This is a genomic window from Bradyrhizobium sp. USDA 3256, from assembly GCF_054058275.1.
Genome location: NZ_JBSSAE010000002.1, coordinates 4,492,238 through 4,512,021 on the forward strand (window position 1 = coordinate 4,492,238; position 19,784 = coordinate 4,512,021).

Below are 19,784 nucleotides of genomic sequence, written 5' to 3' on the forward strand. Positions count from 1 at the left end.
GTGCGACGCCGTCGCACATCATCGGGCATGATTGCGAACCGCCTTCGGCAGCAGCGCATCGGGCAATTGATCGAAGCTGTAGCGCCGCGGCCGGTTGCGCGTGACGAAACCGCCGACCTGCCATGTGAACAGCGCCGCAAAGCCGACCAGGAACAGCGCGCCCATCCAGTTCGACGTCAGCAGCGCCGTTAGCAGCAATCCGATCATTGCCACCGCAAGGCAGGCCAGCAGCGCCAGCGCGGCGGTGTACGTCTTCGGTCCGAGGCCTCCGACCAGCCTGGCGTTGCTGCCCGCCGCCTGCATCCGCCGATGCAGCTCGACGATGAAGTCGCGGTAGAGATGGCCCTGCGGCGCCACCAGCGTCGCGGTCTGCCAGGTGGTCGAGAGGATCGCGATCCGCCCGCCCTTGGCGTTGTCGATGTCGGCGCGAAATCGCTGCTGCTGCATCGAGACCGGGCGATAGGACAGCTTCACCGCGGAGATGTCGGCATAATCCCACACGCCGGACCGGCCGGCGATCCGCCACGACAGCCCGTCCTCGGTCAGCTCGAACTGGTGCGCCGAGCCGATCAAGGAGGCCTTGTAGGCGTAGCGCACCGCCGTGCCCTCGCCTGCCTCCGACCGGTCCTGCAACGTTGTTGGCAATTCGCCGTTCCACCTGTTCAAACGTACGCGCAAGCTTGCGCAGCCTGTCGCGCCTATCCTACAAGCGAGCCATGCCCGAGACGACCTATTTTCCGCGTTACCTCATCCTCGGCGGCGCGATGATATCCGGCGTGCTGCTGGCGCTTGCCGTGCACATGCTCGGCGCGCGTTACGGGCTCGACCTCGGCGGCCTGTGGCGCTCCGATAGCCACGAGTTCATGCCGGCAGGCGCGGCGATCGCCTGGTGGCTGATCGCGACCGTCGGATTTTCGGGCGGCTACTTCACCGCCAATCTGATGCACAGCGCTGTGGCCGGCCAGATCCCGCACCGGATGCGTAACTTCCTGATCGTCGTCGGCGTGCTGATGCTGGCCGGCGCCGGCCAGGCCGCGTCGGCGCCGAGCACGGTCTCGACCATTTCCGCCGTGCTCGCGGGCCTTGCCGCCCTGTGCCTCGGCGCAGTGATGGCGTTCTGCGGTGCCTATTTTGCCCTGCGCAAGAGCTAGTGCGTTTTCGAGCGAAGTGGACGCGGTTCGCGTGAAGAAAACGCGTCCAAACCAGAATCCAGCTCGCCGGCCTTCCCTCAGGCGACCGACCGTTCCGGCACCCTGCGCAACATCTTGGCGACGTCGGCTGCCGGCCGCGGCGGACTGAACAGATAGCCCTGCGCCTGCGTGCAGCCCTCCCGACGCAGCAGGTCGAACTGGGTATCGGTCTCGACCCCTTCGGCTGTCGTGACGATGCCGAGGCTCTTGCCGAGGCCGGTGACCGCGCGCACGATCGCCATCGAGTCCTCGCGTGTCGCAAGGTCAGTGACGAAGGAACGGTCGATCTTGATCTTGTCGAACGGGAAGCTGCGCAGATAGCTCAGCGAGGAGTAGCCAGTGCCGAAATCGTCCAGCGAGATGCGGACGCCGAAGCCGCGCAGCTCATGCAGCACCGCGAGCGTCGCCTCGCTGTTCTGCAGCAGCACCGATTCGGTGATCTCGAGCTCGAGCCGGTCCGCCGACAGGCCGGATGCTTCCAGCGCCGCCTTCACCGACGACACCAGGTTGGGGTTCTTGAACTGCACCGGCGAGAGATTGACGGCAACCGCGACGGCCACGGGCCAGCCCGCGGCATCCGCGCAGGCCTTGCGCAACACGATGTCGCCAAGCGGAACGATCAGCCCGGTTTCCTCGGCGACAGGAATGAAATTGTTCGGCGCGATCAGGCCACGCAGCGAATGGTTCCAGCGCGCCAGCGCCTCGAAGGCGACGATCTGATCGCCCGCGACATCACGGATCGGCTGGTAGTAGACCTCGAACTCGTCATGCTCGAGCGCGAGCCGCAGGTCGCGCTCCAGCAGGCGGCGTGCCTGCGCACGCGCATCCATCCCGGTCTCGAAGAAGCGATAGGTGCCGCGGCCGTCGGCCTTGGCGCGGTACAGCGCGAGATCGGCCTTCTGCAGCAATTCGTCGGGATCCTTGCCATCCTCAGGCGCGAGCGAGATGCCGATGCTGACGCCGATCACGAGCTGATGGCCGCCGATCTCGTAGGGCGCGGCGATCCGCTCGACCACGAGACTTGCCAGCGACGACACCACCGACGGATCGCAGTTGCTGCAGAACTGCACGATGGCGAATTCGTCGCCGCCAAGCCGCGCCACGGTGTCGTGCTCGGTCACGCATTCGCCGAGCCGGCGCGCGACTTCGCGGAGCAGCGCGTCGCCGATCGGATGTCCGAGCGTGTCGTTGATTTCCTTGAAATGATCGAGATCGAGACAGAGCACGGCCAGCTGGTCGGAACGCTTGGCCAGTCTCGAGGCCTTCTCGAGCTGCTCGCGGAACAGCGTCCGGTTCGGCAAATTGGTCAGCGCGTCATGCCGCGCCATGTGCGAAATCTGTTCCTGGGCCTGCTGCCATTCGGTGATGTCTTCGAAGGTCGCAACCCAGCCGCCGCCCTTCATTGGCTGGTCGACGACGCGGATCGCGCGCGCGTTGCGGCTGACGATCCGTGTCGCGCTGTGGCCGGCCTTTGCCTCGGCGACGAGAGCATTGCAGAACTCCTCGGGATCGCCGTCCCACTCGCCGATGGAATGGAGGTCCTGCAGGACGTCGATCAGCAGACGTCCCTGCAGCGGCACGCGACTGCGCCCCATCATCTCGCTGTAGCGCTCGTTGAACAGCATGATGCGGCCGTCGGCATCGAACATGCAAAGCCCCTGCGACATGTTCTCGAGCGCGGTATCGAGCACCACCTTCTGCTTGTGAAGCTCGGTCTTGGCGCGACGGTCGAGGATCGAGGCGATCAGCGAGAGGCCGAGGATCGCGAAGGCCGCAACGGCGGTCATGAATGAGAGCACGCGCGGCGAGACCGTGAGTCCGCCGGAAACGATCGTCGGATCCGGAACGAGCGTCACCGCGCCCATCGCGGTGAAATGATGCGAGACGATCGCGACGGTCAGAAGGCCGGTCGCGGCGGCCGTGGTGCCGAAACGTTCGCCACGGGTGGCAACGACGAGCGCGAGCGCGCCGAACAGACTTCCGAACGCGATCGATGAGGCGACGATGCCGGGCGACCAGACGATGCGCGCGGGCAGCTCCAGCCCGAGCATGCCGGTGTAATGCATCGCCGCGACGCCGGCGCCGACGATCGCGCCACCGGCCGCAACCGTCCGCCAGCGTCCATCGAGCGTGGCGACGGCCAATCCGACGGCCAGGATCGCAACCGCGAGCACCAGCGACAGCAGCGTGATGGGAATGTTGTATCCGGCCTCGATGCCGGGATCGTACGCCAACATGGCGACGAAATGGGTGGCCCAGATACCGCAACCGCCGACCGCCGCATCGAGGCCGATCCAGATCTCGCGGGCACGCCCCTGTGCGGCGCGGGCGCGGTGAAACAGGCTGATCGCGACGGCGCTGGCGAGCAGGCAGATCACCCCGCCAAGGACAACCAAACGCCAGTCATGTTCCAAAGTGAGACAGGTCAGAACGCGATACATATAGGCCCCCTTTATGGACCCATAAGAACAGACGCATTCGTGTACGAACGGTAACCGCACTGCAGCAAGGTTCCACCCATGGTGAAGAAGCCTTGAATGCAAGCGATCGGGTCAGGGCGAGCGGAGATCCCTCGCTGCGGTTCGTCTCAACGCCGAGTCCGTGACCAAGCGCCGATCCAGATCAGCGCAGCGGCCGCAAGCAACGCGCCGGCGGAGATGACGAGGGCCGCATGCAGGCCGGCGATGAAGGCCGCGGACCGGCTGACCATCGAGCCGAACAGCGCGACACCAAGCACGCTGCCGGTCTGCCGGGTCGCGTTCAACACTCCGGCCGCGATGCCGGCATGCTGCGGCTCGGCACTGCCGAGCAACGCCGATGTCAGGGGCGGCACCAGCAGGCCGAGGCCGCCGCTCATGGCCAGCAATTGCAGGCAGATCGCGAGATAGCTCGTGCCGGGGCCGATGAACAGCAGCGCCAGACATCCGGCGGCCGAGAGCGCGGCGCCGAGCGCGATTGTCGCCGGCGCGCCGATCCGCTCCGCGACACGCGGCGCGATCAGGTTGGCGGGCAGCACGGCGCCGAGCATCGGCACGAACGCCAGGCCGGTGGCGAACGCCGACAGCCCGTTGACCTGCTGGAAGTAGAGGCTGAGCACGAAGATCAGGCCGTAGAACGCGACATTGACCAGGAGGCCGACCAGCGAGGTCAGGGCAAACATCCGGTGGCGGAACAGCGAGAGCGGCAGCATCGGCTGCGGCGCGCGCGCCTCACGCCAGACGAACAGCACGGAGAAGACGGCGGCGAGAACGAAGCCTGCGACCACGAACGGGCTGCTCCAGCCGAGCGCGCCGCCTTCGATCAGCGCGCCGGCCAGCGTGCCGAGCGCGGCGATCGCAGCGAGCTGCCCCGGCAGATCGAGCCGGTGTTGCTGATGACGCGTGGTTTCGCTGGCAAAGCGCCAGGCGAGCCACAGGCCGGCCAGGCCGATCGGCAGGTTGACCATAAAGATCGCGCGCCAGCCGACCAGCGCGATCAGTCCGCCGCCGACGAACGGACCGGCGGTGAGCGCAAGGCTCGCGCCCGCGGCCCAGACCCCGACCGCGCGTCCCCGCGCCTTCTCGTCTTCATAGGCATGGCGGAGCAGCGCCAGCGAGTTCGGCACCAGGATGGCCGCGGCCAGCCCCTGCACGCAGCGGGCGGCGATCAGCGTCGCCGCATCAGGCGCGACCGCGCAGCCAACCGATGCCGCGGTGAAGATCGCAAACCCGGCCATGAAGATGCGCTTGGCGCCGATCCGGTCGCCGAGCGCGCCCGCGGTCAGGATGAAGGCCGCAAATGCGATCGTGTAGGCGCTGACCACCCATTGCAGTTCGGCAACGCCGCCGCCGAGCGAGGCGCCGATCGCGTTGAGCGCCGTGTTGACGATGGTGACGTCGAGCTGCACGACGCCATAGCCGAGACTCATCGCGGCGAGCGTCAACGTCGCCGCGAGCCCGCTCGTTTGCTGATGCGACGTTGCGCGGCGGTCCGGCATGTGCCGGACGTTCAGGGATGTCTGTTGCATGGTCTCGTCCTTGCTCTCGGCAACCAATGCGAGACATAGGCCTTCGTTTCGCCGCAACACTTCGGCACGGATCGAAGTGTGAAATCGCGTGCCTGGCCGATCTGTCCGACGGCGGCGCGCTTGCGCGGCGTTTTGCCTCAATAGACCTACGGACCGCCCTCGCGCGCCTCACCCGGCCCGAGCGCAGGGCGGATCATGTGCACCCGCGCGTCGACTTCACACTTTGGTAAACGTCACAGCGGGCTCAGGCGTCCCCATGCTGATGCATATCGTCTATTCGCCCCGCGCCAACTAACCCGCATCGAGGCCGGGACCGCCGCAAAATCGGCAAAAAAGCCGACGAAACCGCTTGGAACGGCGGAACATGCAGCGGCCCCGTCGCTGTCCCGCGACTCACATTCCGCAGAGCGAGAACATATGTAGCCAATATGACAATGACGCTGGACGAGGGCCGAAGCTTGGCTTGTCAAGGGCTGCACAACGCATCGGTTTTGCCTTATGGGTCATCGCGTACGGTGCGTTTGCCCGTCACCCGTCGCCGTCCGTGACCGGGTCCCACTGAAATTTGCCGCCCCGCCGGGAGGATGAATGCTTCGGCTGCTGACCACGCTCGGGCGTGGTTTCAAGGAAAAGATCGGCTGGAAACGGCTCGGGATCGCCGCGAGTGTGTTGATCATCGCGTTCGCGATCACGTCGCTCGTTCACACCCTGAAGGGCGTCGATACCGGCATCATTCTCACCGCGCTCACCAACATCGCGCCGCACCGGATCGCGCTGGCGGCGCTCTGCGTGGTCGGGGCGTTCTGCACGCTGACCTTCTACGACTTCTTCGCGCTGCGCACGATCGGCAAGATCCATGTCCCCTACCGCATCGCGGCGCTGTCGAGCTTCACCAGCTACACGATCGGCCACAATATCGGCGCCACGGTTTTCACCGGCGGCGCGATCCGCTTCCGGATCTATTCCGATTATGGCCTCTCCGCGATCGACGTCGCCAAGATCTGCTTTCTGTCGGGCCTGACCTTCTGGCTCGGCAATTTGTTCGTGCTCGGCTTCGGCATGGCCTGGCACCCGGCGGCGGCGTCGGCGATGGACCTGCTGCCGCCGGCGATGAACCGGCTGATCGCGCTCGGCTGCCTTGCCGGCATCGGCGCCTATTTCGTCTGGCTCCTGACCGGCGAGAAGCGCCGCGAGCTCGGCCAGAACGGCTGGAAGGTGGTGCTGCCCTCGGCCAAGCTGACGCTGTTGCAGATCCTGATCGGCGTGGTCGATCTCGGTTTCTGCGCGCTCGCAATGTACCTGCTGATGCCGACCGAGCCGCATATCGACTTCGTATCGCTGGCGGTCGTGTTCATCCTGGCGACGCTGCTCGGCTTCGCCAGCCACGCCCCCGGCTCGATCGGCGTGTTCGACGCCGCGATGCTGGTGGCGCTGCCGGAGTTCAGCAAGGAGCAATTGCTGGCGACGCTGGTCGTGTTCCGCATCCTCTACTTCCTGATCCCGTTCGGGATTTCGATCTCGATCATGGGCATGCGCGAGCTCTGGCTCAACGTGGTGCAGCCCTGGCAAGAGCGGAAACGACTAAGCCAAGCCTGCACGGCTTCGGCGACCGTGCGGCAACCGATCGAAAGCCGGCAGCAGCGGGTCAGGCAGCTGAAACGGTAACGGACAACGTTATCGGCCCCTGTGCGGGCCCATCGATCCCGGATTTTCGATCCTCGCGGCCGCTTCTCTTATTTTCGCCGTACCGCTCGCGTCAAACCGCGCCATGATTGGCTTTTTGGTTCGATTTTCGTTTCGCGTGACGGTCTGCAGCGTGCTGCTCGGCAGCGCGCTGGCCGCGGTATTCGCATCGGCCGCGGACGCGCAGGACAACCAGCTGCAGATCTCCTGGGAGGTCCGCAACCGCTTTCGCCTGTTCCGCGAGGAACGCGACTTCCGCCTGCATGTCGAAAGCGGGCTTGGCCGCAGCGTGCTGGCCTCGGAACAGACGCTGGAACTGCAAAGCGACGGCCGCGGCTGGGCGCGCAACACCGTGAACCGGCTCTGCATCGACCTGCAGGGCCGCGTCAGCGAGCCCTGCACGCGCGACAACGTCAAGGAAAGCTATCTGACGCCGATCGATCATCCGATCGTCGTACGGCTCACCGGGCCGGTTCCGGTCGGCGCGACCTGCGCCTGGTCGTTCGACGACGGCGACGGGCCGCAATCCTCGACATTCGATTGCGCCGAGCCGATCAACCTGCGCGTCCGCTACGGCCGCACCACGGTCGCGACCGTCGACGTCGCAAGCGGCTCGGAGGCCAACCAGCGCGTGACGACTCAGATCGAGGTGCGCGACTTGCTGATCGCGGGCCTCGGTGACAGCATCGCATCCGGCGAGGGCAATCCCGACCGCGCGATTGCGCTCTCCGACGAGGGGTTCTGCTTCCGCTCCTATCTCGGCGGGGCGCAATATTACCGGCCGAGCCGCGCCGGCTACAAAGGCGGCCGCGCCTGCGAAGCACCGGACACCCTGATCAACTGGCAGCGCCAGAGCGCGCTCTGGCTCAACTCGGCCTGTCACCGGTCGCTGTACAGCTATCAGACCCGCACCGCGCTCGCGCTCGCCGTGCAATATCCGCACATCGCGGTGACCTATCTGCCGCTGGCCTGCACCGGCGCCACCATCGCCGACGGCCTGCTCGGCTCGCAGCAGGCGCGGGAATGCCTGCCGACGAAGACAGCCAACACCTGCTCGGGCACCGTCAACGGCCAGATCGCGGAGCTGCGCACGGCACTCGCCGCCGCCAAGCGCCGTCAGCCCGACCGCACCCTCGACCTCGTGCTGCTCTCGATCGGCGCCAACGACATCTACTTCTCCGGCCTCGTCGCCAACGTGATCGTCGACACGCCGACCGAGCGCACACTGTTCAGCCGCGGCGGCTCGATGGCCAGCGTCGACGATGCCCGTTCGGCGCTGGCGCGCGACCTGCCGGCCGATTTTGCCAAGCTGCGCGATGCGCTGAAGCCGCTGGTCGGCGGCGATCTCTCGCACGTGATCTACACGGCCTATGCCAATCCGGCGCTGGCCAATGGCGGCGCGCCCTGCCCCGGCGGCCGCGCCGGCTTCGAGATCCATCCCTCGTTCAACGCGGATCCCAACCGCCTCGCGTCGGTCTCGAGCTTCGTGCAGAACGAGTTCCTGCCGCAGCTCAAGGCGATCGCGCAGTGCCAGTCCGGCATCATCTGCCGCAATCCGCAGGCCGACCGCATGACCTTCGTCGATGCGCATCAGGACGCGTTTGCGAGCCATGGCTTCTGCGCACGCGCCTCGACCGATCCGGAATTCGACCGCGACTGCTTTGCCGCCAATGGCGACAGCTTCGTGTCGGACATCGTCGCCGCCGCCAACCAGCCGCTCAAATGCGGCCGCAGCGCCGGCGAATACCGCGCCTATCTGCCGCGTGCGCGCTGGATCCGCGACGCCAATGACAGCTACTTCACCGCGATGACCTACCCGCAGGGCCTGCCGTCCTCGATGCAGCCAAGCGACATCCACGACGCGACATGGGGCATCCTGTCGGCGGTGTATGGCGGCGCGGTGCATCCGAGCGCCGAAGGCCATGCCGCGATGGCCGATGCCGCGGCCCCCGCGGCCGCCACCGTGCTGCAGCTGAACACCGCTGTGCCCGAGGTGATTACCGAGCCGGTCGCGCCACTGCCGATGCCGATTGCACCGACGGGACAGCGCTGAACGCTTACGCTGCCACGCAAGAGCGGAGCATGAGCGTGCGCAGATCGGAGCGTTAGCCGGAGAGAAGTGTTAGTGCCGCTTCGTCGCGGGCACTGGCGCCGCCGGCTTCGCCACCGCGGCTTGCGCCGGCAGATATTTGGCGACGATCGCGGGATCGAGCTGGGCCACCGCGGTGTCAGGCAGCCGGGTCCAGACCTCATCCTTGCCGAACAGCGAGATGCCGAGAAAGCCGCGCATCGTCAGCGTCTGACCATCGGCGCTCAACGTCATCTTGGCCTTGTAGACCTTGCCGTTGCGCGGATCGAGCACGTTGCCGCCTTCATAGGCGAGCCCGTTGCGCTTCATGTCGCGGATGAGGGGAATGCCGAGCCACGGCATGTCCTTGCGATCGTCGGTGCATTTCGAGCAGACCGGATTGGGCGGATCTCCGGGCGATGAGAACATCTTTGCGATCATGCCTTCGAACAGACCATTGCGCTCGATCACCAGGAACCAGCCCTCGGGCTTGCCGTCTTCGACCTTTTGCCACAGGCCGGCAGCCGACGGGTCGGCCGCCGAGGCCGCAAGCGGAGCAGCTAGCGCAAAGGCCGTGGCGATCGCGAGGATCAGCCGAAGTCTGGATAGCGTGTTCCGCATCATCATCACCTGATCAATCGACCAACTCGAGTACAAGCAGAAGACTACGGCCATTTGACGGAGTGTTCCAGTACCCGCGCCGCGCAGGCAATGGCCCATGCCCCCGGCATTGGTCGCTGCTCGAGTGGAATCAGTTCACCCCGAGCTTCTTCTGCAGACTCGATGACGAGGTTGTGTACTGGAACACCAGCCGCTTGTCCGGATACACGTAGCGGTGCGCCTTCTGCGCCATCAGCGCACCCTCGTGGAAGCCGGAGAGAATGAGCTTGAGCTTGCCCGGATAGGTGTTGATGTCGCCGATCGCGAAGATGCCTGAAACGTTGGTCTCAAACGCCGCGGTGTCGACCGGCACCAGATTGTTCTCCAGTGCCACGCCCCAGTTCGCGACCGGGCCGAGCTTCATGGTGAGTCCGAAGAACGGCAGCATCGTATCGCAGGCGATCGTCGAGACCGCATTGTCGTTGCCCTTGAGCGCGGCACCCGAGAGCTGGCCGTTGGCGCCTTCGAGCCCCGTGACCTGGCCGATCTTCAGATCCATCCTGCCGTCGGCAACGAGCGCACGCATCTGCTCGACGCTGTGCGGCGCCGCGCGGAAATCGTCTCGCCGGTGCAGCAGCGTGATGCGCTTGGCGATCGGATGCAGATTGAGCGTCCAGTCGAGCGCGGAGTCGCCGCCGCCGACGATCAGAATGTTCTTGTCGCGGAATTGCTCCATCTTGCGCACGGCATAAAACACCGACGTGCCTTCATAGGCCTCGATGCCCGGCACCGGCGGCCGCTTCGGCTGGAACGAGCCGCCGCCGGCCGAGATCACGACGACCTTGGCCTCGAACTCCCTGCCGGCATCGGTCTTCACCCGGAACAGGGGATCGCCGATCTTCTCGATGCTCTCGACCATCTCGTTGAGATGGAAGGTCGCGCCGAACGGCTTGATCTGCTCCAGCAGCTGGTCGGTGAGGCCCTGACCGGTGACCAGCGGAATGCCCGGAATGTCGTAGATCGGCTTCTCCGGATAAAGCTCGGCGCATTGCCCGCCGATCTTGTCGAGGATGTCGACCAGATGCACCTTCATGTCGAGCAGGCCCAGTTCGAACACGGCGAACAGTCCGCAGGGACCCGCGCCAATAATCAGCACATCGGTTTTGATCGCTTCGCTCATATCCGTTTCTTTTCAGTTGAAATCGACTGGACGGCTCTCGCCTGCCCAGCCAAGTATGGCCGGATCGGGACATGCATAATAGGGACAGCGGCTGGCGCGGCAACCCCTTGCCGAGCCTGCGCAACTCGGCTGTATGGGCGGGAAACCGACGGAGATCCCCCTCGTGAATGCCCCTGTTCGTGCTGACGATGCGCCGCGCCTGGAAGACTTTCCCTATCGCCTGTCCGACAATGTGCGCTTTGCCGATCTCGACCCCAACGGGCACGTCAACAACGCCGTCTATGCGAGCTATTTTGAAACCGGCCGCGTCACGCTGGTGAAGGACCTCAGCATGGGGCTGATGCCGGCAGGGCTCGGCTGGATCATGGTGCGCCTCGACATCCATTTCCGCGCCGAGCTGCACTGGCCGGGTCAGATCGAGCTCGGGCTCGGTCTCGTCAAGTTTGGACGCACATCGACCACCTTCGACCAGGTGGTGTTTTCGGAAGGCAGATGCGTGGCGTCGGCGAAGGCGGTCACGGTGATGATCGATGAGGCCACCCGCAGGCCGACGCCGCTGCCGGCGGAGGTCAAGCAGAACTTCCGCCGCTGGGTCCGTCGCGGAGTGAATCCGGACGGCGAATAAGAGATCCTAGGTGTTTAGTCCCGGCATTTTCTGGAGCGGGTTGAGTTTGAATCGTTCTGGCTGGGAAGTCCAGGATTTGCAGATGTATTCGTAAGGAGTGAGACCCTTCAGGGTCTTGAGCCGCCGAGCGTAGTTGTAGGCGTTGATGAAGTCGGCAAGGTGAGCTTCGAGCTGATCGTGTCGATCGTAGTGATAGCGTTGGACGGTCGCTTCCTTGATCGTGCGGTTCATGCGTTCGACCTGGCCATTGGTCCAGGGATGCTTGATCTTAGTCAGCCGATGTTCGATGCCATTCTCTTGGCAGCGCATATCGAACATATGTGTCACATATCTTGCCGTCGGGCCGTCTGCGTAGCGCGGCGGGAAGGTGAACTGGATCCCATTGTCGGTGAGAACCGTGTGGATCTTGTAGGGGACAGCCGCGATTAGAGCTTTGAGGAAGGCCGCGGCGGAGGTCCTTCCCGTCTTGCTGACCAATTGCACGAAGGCGAACTTACTGGTGCGATCGATCGCGACGTAGAGGTAGAGCTTGCCTTCAGCGGTCTGGAGCTCAGCAATGTCAATGTGGAAATAACCGATCGGGTAAGCCTTGAACTTTTTCTTCGGAGGCTTGCTGCCTTCGACCTCCGGCAATCGGCTGATGCCGTGGCGCTGGAGGCAGCGATGCAGGGATGATCGCGTCAGATGCGGGATGGTCGGCTGCAGCGCATAGAGGCAATCGTCGAGCGGCAATAGCGTATGCCGCCGGAAAGCGACGATGATCGCCTCCTCCTCGATGGAAAGGGTAGTCGACTTGGCTTCCTTTGGGCCAGTCGGAAGATCAGCGACGGTGTCGCGCTGCTTCCACTTCGCGACAGTCTTCTGGTTGATCCCGTAGCGCTTGGCGAGTGTTCTCAGGCTCTCTTGACTATTCTGTATTGCTCGACGGACTGCCTCCGTCGTCCTGGCGCAGCCGTGTAAAACTTGTCCCATAGCGCTTCCTTCGAATCGTGCGATAAGGATGCACCATCAAAGCTTGGGACAAAACACCTAGGCCTGCCGTTCCGGCGTCGACACGACCAGTCCGTCGAGATCGTCGGTCACCTTGATCTGGCAGGACAGCCGCGAATTCGGACGCACGTCGAAGCCGAAATCCAGCATGTCCTCTTCCATCGGCGACGGCGCGCCGACCTTCTCGCGCCAGGCTTCATCGACATAGACATGGCAAGTCGCACAGGCGCAGGCGCCGCCGCATTCGGCTTCAATGCCGGGAATGGCGTTGCGGATCGCGCCTTCCATCACCGTCGCGCCGTTCTCGATGTCAACTGTGCGTTTCTCGCCGGAATGGTCGATAAAGTGGATTTTGGCCATGATTGCTCGTGCTGCCGGAATGCGCCGGACGATGGATGGAAAGGTCCCGGGCAGTCGTATAACGGGTCGATCCGCACAGCGCTAGCGCGGAGACCGAAAACCTGCCCGCCGGTTGGGAAGCCGCCCAAGCCTTCGCGGCGGGCCGCCGAGACGCCGGATGCCTAGGAGCGGCCCAGGATCAGCTCGATCGCGGTGCGCGCCTCGGCGATCGCGGCGCCGAGCGCGGCAAGCGGCTGGGCCGCATCGGAACCGCCGGTCAGCGCGGTCTCCAACTGGGCAGCAGCCTCGGCGACGCCGAACGCGCCGATCGCCCGCGCCGATCCTTTCAGGGTGTGGGCATGGGTCGCCGCCTCGGGCGGCAAGGCGGCCAGTTCACCCAGGATCCGGGCCGACTGGGTCGAGAACATGGCCAGCACTTCCCGCTCGAGGCCCGGATCGCCCAGCGTCATGCGCTGAAGATGATCGACGTCGATCGGCCCGGCGCCGGGCGCCAGCGGCGGCGATTGCGTCCATTCGACCCGTTCGAGGTGAAGCGGCATGGCCTGTCCCTGTCGTCTCCGCCGGGCCCTCGCCGGCGGATCGTTGCCCCAGCCAATCACGAAACTGGTTAACGGATTGTTGTTGGGATGATCGGCAAAACCGCCCGATTCTGGACAATTTCCGGACACAATCGACGCTCTACAGCGGGAATTTCGAGTGCCCATAAGGCCTTATGGCGCAAAGCTGTTAACGATGATTAAGAAAGTATTAATCGCAAGCATTTCATTCGCATCGCTCTCCCAATAGGATGTTTGCGGATGTAGCGGACAAGCCGCCGAGGGGGCCGGCTTGCGCTCCGCTTGTGGGCACCGGCTTCGAGCTTGCGTGGGGACGATCGCAGGCTCGCCGACGCGTAAAATAGTGAGAGGGCTCAGACTGAACATGGCGAACACTCCCAAGAAGGTCAAAGATCCCACCGAAGTCGCGCTTTCTGCCATCCAGGAAGCCCTCAACATCAGCGAACAGGGCGCGGAGAATCGCAAGCCCCCTCAACGAAGGCGCCGCGCCGCCGAACCTGCCGCCCGCCGCGGCCGATTTTTCAGCCACATCGTTCGAGTCCCGTCCGAGTAATTCCGATCGTTCGGCGTTCGAGCCGATCGAAGAACCGCGCGCGCCGCGCCGCGCCGCCAATGATGATCGCGAAACCATCGGCCAGATGCTGCAGACGCTGCAGGGAGGACGCGCGCGCAACGCCTTCACGCTGTTCTTTGTCTGCTCCGGCGCATGGCTGCTGGGCGGCGTCATCCTCACCATCGCGTTCTGGCCGGCCCTGCAGGCCTCGATGGCCCAGGGCACCGGCGTCCTGGTGCTCGCCGGCCTTGCCGCGCTGTTCGCCGTGCCGATCCTGCTGTTCTACTATCTCGCCAGCCTCGCCTCGCATGGTCAGCGCATGCAGATGATCGCGCAATCGATGGCGCAGGTCGCGATGCGATTCTCCGAGCCGGAAAACGCCGCCGCCGATTCCATGGTGACGGTCGGCCAGGCGATCCGCCGCGAGGTCGCGGCGATGGGCGACGGCGTCGAGCGCGCGATCGCGCGCGCCGGCGAACTCGAGACCCTCGTCGCCAACGAGGTCGCGGCGCTGGAACGCGCCTATTCCGACAACGAGGTGCGCATCCGCGCGCTGCTGCAGGACATCGCCCACCAGCGCGACAACCTGGTCGGCCAGGCCGAGCAGGTGCGCAGCGCGATCTCCGGCGTGCAGATCGACCTGCGCCACGACATCGCGCTGATCTCCGACGCGATCGCATCGCGCGTCGACGAGGTCGCCAAGAGCATCACCGGCGCGCTGGAAGAGCGCGGCCAGCACATCACGACCGCGCTGAGCCATGCCGGCGACAACATGATCCTCGCGCTCGGCGAGCGCGGCGGCGACCTGCTCGACCGTCTCGAGGAAGCCAGCGCCGAGACCACGCGCGCGGTGATGGACGCCTCAGAACGGCTGACCACCAGCCTCAACTTCAAGACCGGCCACGTCCATGACGAGTTCGTCGATCTGGCCGATCGCGTCCACGAGTTGCTGAACGAGCGCATCGACCGCATCACCGGCGAGTTCGAGCAGCGTTCGTCTGTCATCGTCGACGGCATCTCCGACCGCACCGAAGAGGTCCACGACTCCCTGAAGAACTCCGCGGACTCGCTGCTGCTCGAGCTCGAGCTGCGCAGCAACGACCTCGTCAGCAAGATCGACGACGCCGGCAACCGCCTCGCCGGCCAGATCATGACGTCCGGCGACAAGGCAAGCGAGGCGCTCGACGTCACCGTCAATTCGCTGGTCGCCAAGGTGGTGGGCCAGACCGAGACCGCGCACGATTCGCTGTCGCTGCAAATGAGCGCATTCGACGACCTGGTGAAGAACCATGGCAGCGAGCTCGCCGAGAAATTCGCCCGCGACTCCGGCACGCTCGGCGCGCTGATCACCCGCCACATCTCGGAATTCGACCGTACGGTGAAGACCTTCGGCGGCGACATCGTCGAACGCATGGGCCAGCGGACCCAGGACATCGCCGACAGCCTGAAGACCTATGTCGACACCTTCGACCATCGCGTCACCACCAACAGCGGCGAGATCACCGCCTCGCTCGACCAGCGCCTGCTGCAGTTCGAGACCACGCTCGGCAGCCGCGTCACCAATCTCGACGCCTCGCTGACCGACAAGCTGTCGTCGTTCGATAGTTCGCTCGCCAGCAAGATCGGCTCGTTCGACGGCCGTCTGCAATCGCTCGATGACGCGATCGACGGCCGCATGAAGTCCCTCGAAGTCACGTTCGAGAGCCGCGCCAAGTCGGTCACCGAGACCATCGACGGCCATCTCGGCACGCTCGCGACCCAGCTGACCGACGGCGCCTCCCAGGCGATCCAGTCGATCGACTCGCGGCTTGGCCTGCTCACCACCACCCTGACCGAAGGCACCGTGCAGGCGATCGCCGCGGTCGACCATCGCATCAACGGCGTCACCGAGACCATCGACGGTCACAACATCCGCCTGGTCGACACCCTCAACGGCCACAGCACCCGCCTCGCCGACACCATCAATGGTCACAGCGCGAACCTGACCGACACCATCTCGGCACGCTTCGCCGACATCCAGCAGGGCATCGAGAGCCGCGTCGGCGTCATCGCCGGCGACATCGACACCCGCGTCGCGCAGTTCGAGGACCTTCTGGGCTCGCGCGTCGAGGCCGTCGCCGGCCGCATCGAGAGCAGCGGCCGCCAGGCAAGCGACGACCTGATGTCCCGCGCCGAGCTGCTGTCGTCGAGCATCAAGTCCCATGTCGAGGACGCCGAGCGTTCGCTGACCAACCTCGTGGTCAACACCAGCGAAACCATCCAGACCGGCGCGCGCACTGCGCAGCAGGCGCTGCTCACCGTGTCCGCGGACGTCGGCAACCAGCTCAAGCTGAGCTCGGCCGAAGTCGAGAGCGTGCTGACCGCCGTCGGCACCAGCGCCGCCAACTCGATCCTCACCAGTGCCCGCGACGCCCAGGTGTCGCTGGTCTCGGCCTCCGGCGACGTCGCCTCGCAGATCAAGGCGCTGTCCGAGGATGTCGAGCGCACGCTGCAGGCGGCCGGCAGCGCCACCGCAGCCTCCGTGCTGTCCGGCGCCCGCGACGCGCAGACCACGCTGGTCAGCGCCTCGGTCGAGGCCGCAAGCCAGGTCAAGTCGCTGGCCACCGATGTCGAGCAGTCGCTGTCGATGGCCGGCTCAGCCGCCGCCGAGGCGATCATGACCGGTGCCCGCGAGGCCCAGACCACGCTGATCTCGACGTCGACCGACGTCACCGGCCAAGTCAAGTCGCTCGCCAGCGACGTCGAGCGCTCGCTCACGATGGCCGGCACCGCGACCGCGGAAGCCGTCGTCGCCTCCGCTCGCGAGGCCCAGAGCACGCTTGCCGGTGCATCCACCGAAGCCGCCACCCTGGTCCGCACGCTCGCGGCCGACGTGCAGCACTCGCTCTCGACCGCCGGCACCGCCACCGCGGAATCCATCGTCGCCTCCGCTCGCGAGGCCCAGAGCACGCTGGCCGGCGCGTCGACCGACGCCACCAATCTGGTCCGGACACTGTCGGCCGACATCGAGCGCTCGCTGTCGATGGCGGGCTCCGCCACCGCGGAAGCCGTCGTCGCTTCGGCCCGCGAGGCCCAGAGCACGCTGGCCGGCGCGTCGACCGACGCCACCAATCTGGTCCGGACACTGTCGGCCGACATCGAGCGCTCGCTGTCGATGGCGGGCTCCGCCACCGCGGAAGCCGTCGTCGCCTCCGCCCGCGAGGCCCAGAGCACGCTGGCCGGCGCATCCACCGAGGCCACCGACCTGGTCCGCTCGCTGGCGGCCGATATGGAGCGTTCGCTGTCGATGGCCGGCTCGGCCACCGCGGAATCGATCACATCAGGTGCGCGTGAGGCCCAGAGCACCCTGGTCAACGCGTCGACCGAGGCTGCAACCAAGGTGTCGGCGCTTGCCGCCGACATCCAGCGTGCGCTGTCGATGGCCGGCTCCGGTACCGTCGAGGTGCTGACGGCCGGCGCCCGCGAGGCGCAGAACACCCTCGTCACCGCGTCGACGGAAGCAGCCGACCACGTCAAGTCGCTGGCCGTCGATGTCGAGCGCACCCTGACCTCGGTCGGCACCAACACCGCGCAGGCGATCCTCGGCAGCGCCCGCGACGCCCAGAGCTCGTTCGTGGCGACCTCCAGCGAAGCCGCAAGCCAGATCCGCGAGATCTCCGCCGAGATCGAGCGCTCGCTGACCACGGCCAGCGCGGAGACTGCGCAGACCATCCTCGGCAGCGCCCGCGAGGCCCAGAGCTCGTTTGCGGCGACCTCCGCCGATGCCGCCGCCCAGATCCGCACGCTCTCGACCGATATCGAGCGCGCGCTGGGAGCGGTCACGGTCAAGACCACCGACAACATCCAGACCTCGGCGCAGAATGCGCAGGCTGCGCTGATCACCATGTCCAACGAGGTCTCGACCAAGGTCAAGACGACCTCCGCCGACATCGAACGTTCAGTGCTGTCGGCCTCCAGCGCCTTCGGCTCGGCAATGACCGGCAAGACCGACGAGATCGTCACCTATGTGCAGCAGCAGACCGAGCGTCTGTCGCAGATGGTCGACGGCCGCCGCGGCTCGCTGGTCGAGGCGCTGACCGCCAAGACCACGCAGCTGTCGAGCGACATGGATCGCGCCACCGCGGATGCGCTGAAGGCGATCGAAACCCGCGGCCTCGCCTTCTCACAGTCGATGGCGGCCCACGGCAGCGATGTCGCGCGCAACATCACCTCGGCCGGCGATCAGGCGACCGGCGCGGTGGCGAAGTCGCTCAAGGAGCTCGAGCAGGCCTCGCGCACGGCGATCGACCAGTCGCGCCAGGTCTCGATCTCGGCCGTCACGGAGATGCAGGAGACCAGCAAGATCCTGCGCACCGATACGGTCGCGCTGTTCGAGCGGCTGCGCGAAGGCAACATCCTCTTGCAGGAAGTGTTGACCGGCGCCCACGACAACCTCAACTCGCTGGAGCGCGCGCTGGTGACCCGCGTGGCCGACTTCGTGTCCGCCATGAACGACGTCACCTCGCGCAACGGCGTGGCAACCCAGACGCTGGAAGACCAGCTCACGGTGTTCAACAGCAAGACCGGCAAGGCGCTGGAAGATCTCGGCGCGCTGTCGAGCCAGTTCGAGACCCACGGCAAGGCGCTGATCGATGCGGCTGCCGTGGTCGAGCAGGCCAACCGCTCGACGACGGCCTCCGTCAGCGAGCGCAAGTCGGCGCTGGAAGCGCTGGTCACGACCATCGACCTGCGCACCACCGATCTCGACCAGCGGCTGTCGCGCTTCACCGGGCTGCTCGATGAATCGCTCGGAGCGGCCGAGGAACGCGCCCGCGACATCGCCCGGGTGGTGGCGGAGACCGCAGGCGCCGGTTCGGCTGCGATCAGCAAGCAGTTCGAGGCGGTGCGCCTGGCAGCCGAGAACGAGCGTCAGCAGACCGTCGACGCCATGAACGACCTCTACCAGCAGAGCAACGCCGAGACCGATGCGATGTTCAGGGAATCGACGGAGAAGTTCTCCGCGATGGTCACGGCGATGAAGCAGATGGCGAGCGAGATGCACAACGAGCTCGAGGCCACCCGCAACGAGCTGCGCCGCGGCGTGCTCGAGATGCCGCAGGAGGCCGCCGAGAACACCGCGCAGATGCGCAAGGTGATCGTCGACCAGATCGAGGCGCTGGCCGAGCTGAACCGCATCGTCGCTCATCACGGCCGCGGACTCGACGTGGTCTCGACCAGCCGCGCCAGCGTTCGCCACGAGGAGCCGGTGGTGGCTGCCGCCGGCGGCCGCGGCGATGTGCGCATGCGGGACAACGGCAACAGCGCCTCGACGCTGCCGCCGCCGGATCTCGGCATGACGAGCTCGCGCCGCACCGAGGCCCCGTCGGTCAGCCCGGCAGGCTCCGACAACAACGGCGACGGCTGGCTGTCCGACCTGCTCAACCGCAGCGACGCACCGCCGCCTGCCCCGCAGAGCCGCGACGCCCAGCAGCGCCCGCGTCCGCAGCAGCAGCCCGCCAATCCGCTGGAATCGCTGTCGCTCGACATCGGCCGGCTGATGGACCGCACACTTGCGGCCGAGATGTGGGATCGCTACCAGCGCGGCGAGAACAAGGCGTTCTCCAAGCGCCTCTACACGCCGGCCGGCCAGAAGGCCTTCGACGAGGTCGCCCGCAAGTATCGCGCCGACCGCGGCTTCAAGCAGACGGTCGACCGCTACATCGCGGAGTTCGAGCGCCTCCTCGACGAAGTCGCCCGCGACGGCCGCGGCCAGCAGGAGCTGAGCAGCCACCTCACCTCGGAGACCGGGCTGGTCTACACCCTGCTCGCGCATGCCGCGGGACGGCTGGGATAAGCCGGCGAAGTAAGCGAGTAGCGAATAGCAAATGGAAACGGAGGCCGAAGGCCTCCGTTTTATTTTGGGCGGGATTGGCAAATTCGCGTCGACGAAGACTCGACAGCGTCATTCCGGGGCGATGCGAAGCATCGAACCC

Annotated in this window: 14 protein-coding genes; 6 read left to right on the plus strand and 8 right to left on the minus strand. The window is 65.9% G+C overall.

Annotated elements, in window-relative coordinates; all coding sequences use genetic code 11:
- Positions 1-18: 18 nt before the first annotated feature.
- Positions 19-633, minus strand: a complete 615-nt coding sequence (locus tag ACVWY5_RS23160; RefSeq protein WP_028337712.1) for a hypothetical protein — start codon at positions 631-633, stop codon at positions 19-21.
- Between the two features lie 83 nt (positions 634-716).
- On the opposite strand from ACVWY5_RS23160, the gene ACVWY5_RS23165 reads away from it, so the two are divergent.
- Positions 717-1,151 (plus strand): hypothetical protein, encoded by a 435-nt coding sequence (locus ACVWY5_RS23165; protein ID WP_028337713.1) that lies wholly within the window; start codon positions 717-719, stop codon positions 1,149-1,151.
- A 77-nt stretch (positions 1,152-1,228) separates the two neighbouring features.
- Here the strand turns inward: ACVWY5_RS23165 and ACVWY5_RS23170 are convergent, their stop codons facing one another.
- Positions 1,229-3,631: an EAL domain-containing protein gene (locus ACVWY5_RS23170; RefSeq protein WP_028337714.1), complete on the minus strand. Its 2,403-nt coding sequence runs from the start codon at positions 3,629-3,631 to the stop codon at positions 1,229-1,231.
- A gap of 146 nt (positions 3,632-3,777) precedes the next feature.
- Positions 3,778-5,166 carry an MFS transporter gene (locus ACVWY5_RS23175; protein ID WP_051376377.1) on the minus strand — a complete coding sequence of 463 codons (1,389 nt, stop codon included), beginning with the start codon at positions 5,164-5,166 and terminating at the stop codon, positions 3,778-3,780.
- A 618-nt stretch (positions 5,167-5,784) separates the two neighbouring features.
- Here ACVWY5_RS23175 and ACVWY5_RS23180 point away from each other — a divergent pair.
- Both ACVWY5_RS23180 and ACVWY5_RS23185 read left to right on the plus strand, forming a co-directional pair.
- Positions 5,785-6,861 (plus strand): lysylphosphatidylglycerol synthase transmembrane domain-containing protein, encoded by a 1,077-nt coding sequence (locus tag ACVWY5_RS23180; protein WP_028337716.1) that lies wholly within the window; start codon positions 5,785-5,787, stop codon positions 6,859-6,861.
- 103 nt (positions 6,862-6,964) lie between these two features.
- Positions 6,965-8,932 (plus strand): SGNH/GDSL hydrolase family protein, encoded by a 1,968-nt coding sequence (locus tag ACVWY5_RS23185; RefSeq protein ID WP_051376376.1) that lies wholly within the window; start codon positions 6,965-6,967, stop codon positions 8,930-8,932.
- Between the two features lie 69 nt (positions 8,933-9,001).
- Here the strand turns inward: ACVWY5_RS23185 and ACVWY5_RS23190 are convergent, their stop codons facing one another.
- Positions 9,002-9,568: a DUF2147 domain-containing protein gene (locus ACVWY5_RS23190; RefSeq protein ID WP_026193022.1), complete on the minus strand. Its 567-nt coding sequence runs from the start codon at positions 9,566-9,568 to the stop codon at positions 9,002-9,004.
- A 130-nt stretch (positions 9,569-9,698) separates the two neighbouring features.
- Positions 9,699-10,727 (minus strand): NAD(P)/FAD-dependent oxidoreductase, encoded by a 1,029-nt coding sequence (locus tag ACVWY5_RS23195; RefSeq protein ID WP_028337717.1) that lies wholly within the window; start codon positions 10,725-10,727, stop codon positions 9,699-9,701.
- A gap of 163 nt (positions 10,728-10,890) precedes the next feature.
- Here ACVWY5_RS23195 and ACVWY5_RS23200 point away from each other — a divergent pair, with 163 nt between their 5' ends.
- On the plus strand, positions 10,891-11,352 hold the full coding sequence (locus ACVWY5_RS23200; RefSeq protein ID WP_028337718.1) for an acyl-CoA thioesterase: 462 nt from the start codon (positions 10,891-10,893) through the stop codon (positions 11,350-11,352).
- Between the two features lie 6 nt (positions 11,353-11,358).
- Here the strand turns inward: ACVWY5_RS23200 and ACVWY5_RS23205 are convergent, their stop codons facing one another.
- The 3 genes from ACVWY5_RS23205 to ACVWY5_RS23215 form a co-directional block, all read right to left on the minus strand.
- The gene (locus ACVWY5_RS23205; RefSeq protein ID WP_431014454.1) at positions 11,359-12,324 is read right to left on the minus strand and encodes an IS481 family transposase; all 966 of its coding nucleotides are present in this window, start codon (positions 12,322-12,324) and stop codon (positions 11,359-11,361) included.
- A 57-nt stretch (positions 12,325-12,381) separates the two neighbouring features.
- Positions 12,382-12,702 carry a 2Fe-2S iron-sulfur cluster-binding protein gene (locus ACVWY5_RS23210; RefSeq protein ID WP_016841525.1) on the minus strand — a complete coding sequence of 107 codons (321 nt, stop codon included), beginning with the start codon at positions 12,700-12,702 and terminating at the stop codon, positions 12,382-12,384.
- Positions 12,703-12,863: 161 nt separating this feature from the next.
- A complete protein-coding gene (locus ACVWY5_RS23215) occupies positions 12,864-13,241 on the minus strand; it encodes an Hpt domain-containing protein (protein ID WP_028338273.1) in 378 nt (125 codons plus the stop codon).
- A 382-nt stretch (positions 13,242-13,623) separates the two neighbouring features.
- Between ACVWY5_RS23215 and ACVWY5_RS23220 the strand changes: the two genes are divergently transcribed.
- Both ACVWY5_RS23220 and ACVWY5_RS23225 read left to right on the plus strand, forming a co-directional pair.
- Positions 13,624-13,812: a hypothetical protein gene (locus ACVWY5_RS23220; RefSeq protein WP_456671697.1), complete on the plus strand. Its 189-nt coding sequence runs from the start codon at positions 13,624-13,626 to the stop codon at positions 13,810-13,812.
- Positions 13,813-13,897: 85 nt separating this feature from the next.
- Complete coding sequence (locus ACVWY5_RS23225) at positions 13,898-19,645, plus strand: apolipoprotein A-IV repeat region-like domain-containing protein (RefSeq protein ID WP_456671698.1); 5,748 nt, start codon at positions 13,898-13,900, stop codon at positions 19,643-19,645.
- The last annotated feature ends 139 nt before the right edge of the window (positions 19,646-19,784 follow it).

Excerpts from the sequence above, each read along its gene's own strand:
- ACVWY5_RS23165 (WP_028337713.1), top strand. The coding sequence starts at position 717 with ATGCCCGAGACGACCTATTTTCCGCGTTACCTCATCCTCGGCGGCGCG.
- ACVWY5_RS23170 (WP_028337714.1), bottom strand. The coding sequence starts at position 3,631 with ATGTATCGCGTTCTGACCTGTCTCACTTTGGAACATGACTGGCGTTTG.
- ACVWY5_RS23175 (WP_051376377.1), bottom strand. The coding sequence starts at position 5,166 with ATGCCGGACCGCCGCGCAACGTCGCATCAGCAAACGAGCGGGCTCGCG.
- ACVWY5_RS23180 (WP_028337716.1), top strand. The coding sequence starts at position 5,785 with ATGCTTCGGCTGCTGACCACGCTCGGGCGTGGTTTCAAGGAAAAGATC.
- ACVWY5_RS23185 (WP_051376376.1), top strand. The coding sequence starts at position 6,965 with ATGATTGGCTTTTTGGTTCGATTTTCGTTTCGCGTGACGGTCTGCAGC.
- ACVWY5_RS23190 (WP_026193022.1), bottom strand. The coding sequence starts at position 9,568 with ATGCGGAACACGCTATCCAGACTTCGGCTGATCCTCGCGATCGCCACG.
- ACVWY5_RS23195 (WP_028337717.1), bottom strand. The coding sequence starts at position 10,727 with ATGAGCGAAGCGATCAAAACCGATGTGCTGATTATTGGCGCGGGTCCC.
- ACVWY5_RS23205 (WP_431014454.1), bottom strand. The coding sequence starts at position 12,324 with ATGGGACAAGTTTTACACGGCTGCGCCAGGACGACGGAGGCAGTCCGT.
- ACVWY5_RS23210 (WP_016841525.1), bottom strand. The coding sequence starts at position 12,702 with ATGGCCAAAATCCACTTTATCGACCATTCCGGCGAGAAACGCACAGTT.
- ACVWY5_RS23215 (WP_028338273.1), bottom strand. The coding sequence starts at position 13,241 with ATGCCGCTTCACCTCGAACGGGTCGAATGGACGCAATCGCCGCCGCTG.
- ACVWY5_RS23220 (WP_456671697.1), top strand. The coding sequence starts at position 13,624 with ATGGCGAACACTCCCAAGAAGGTCAAAGATCCCACCGAAGTCGCGCTT.
- ACVWY5_RS23225 (WP_456671698.1), top strand. The coding sequence starts at position 13,898 with ATGCTGCAGACGCTGCAGGGAGGACGCGCGCGCAACGCCTTCACGCTG.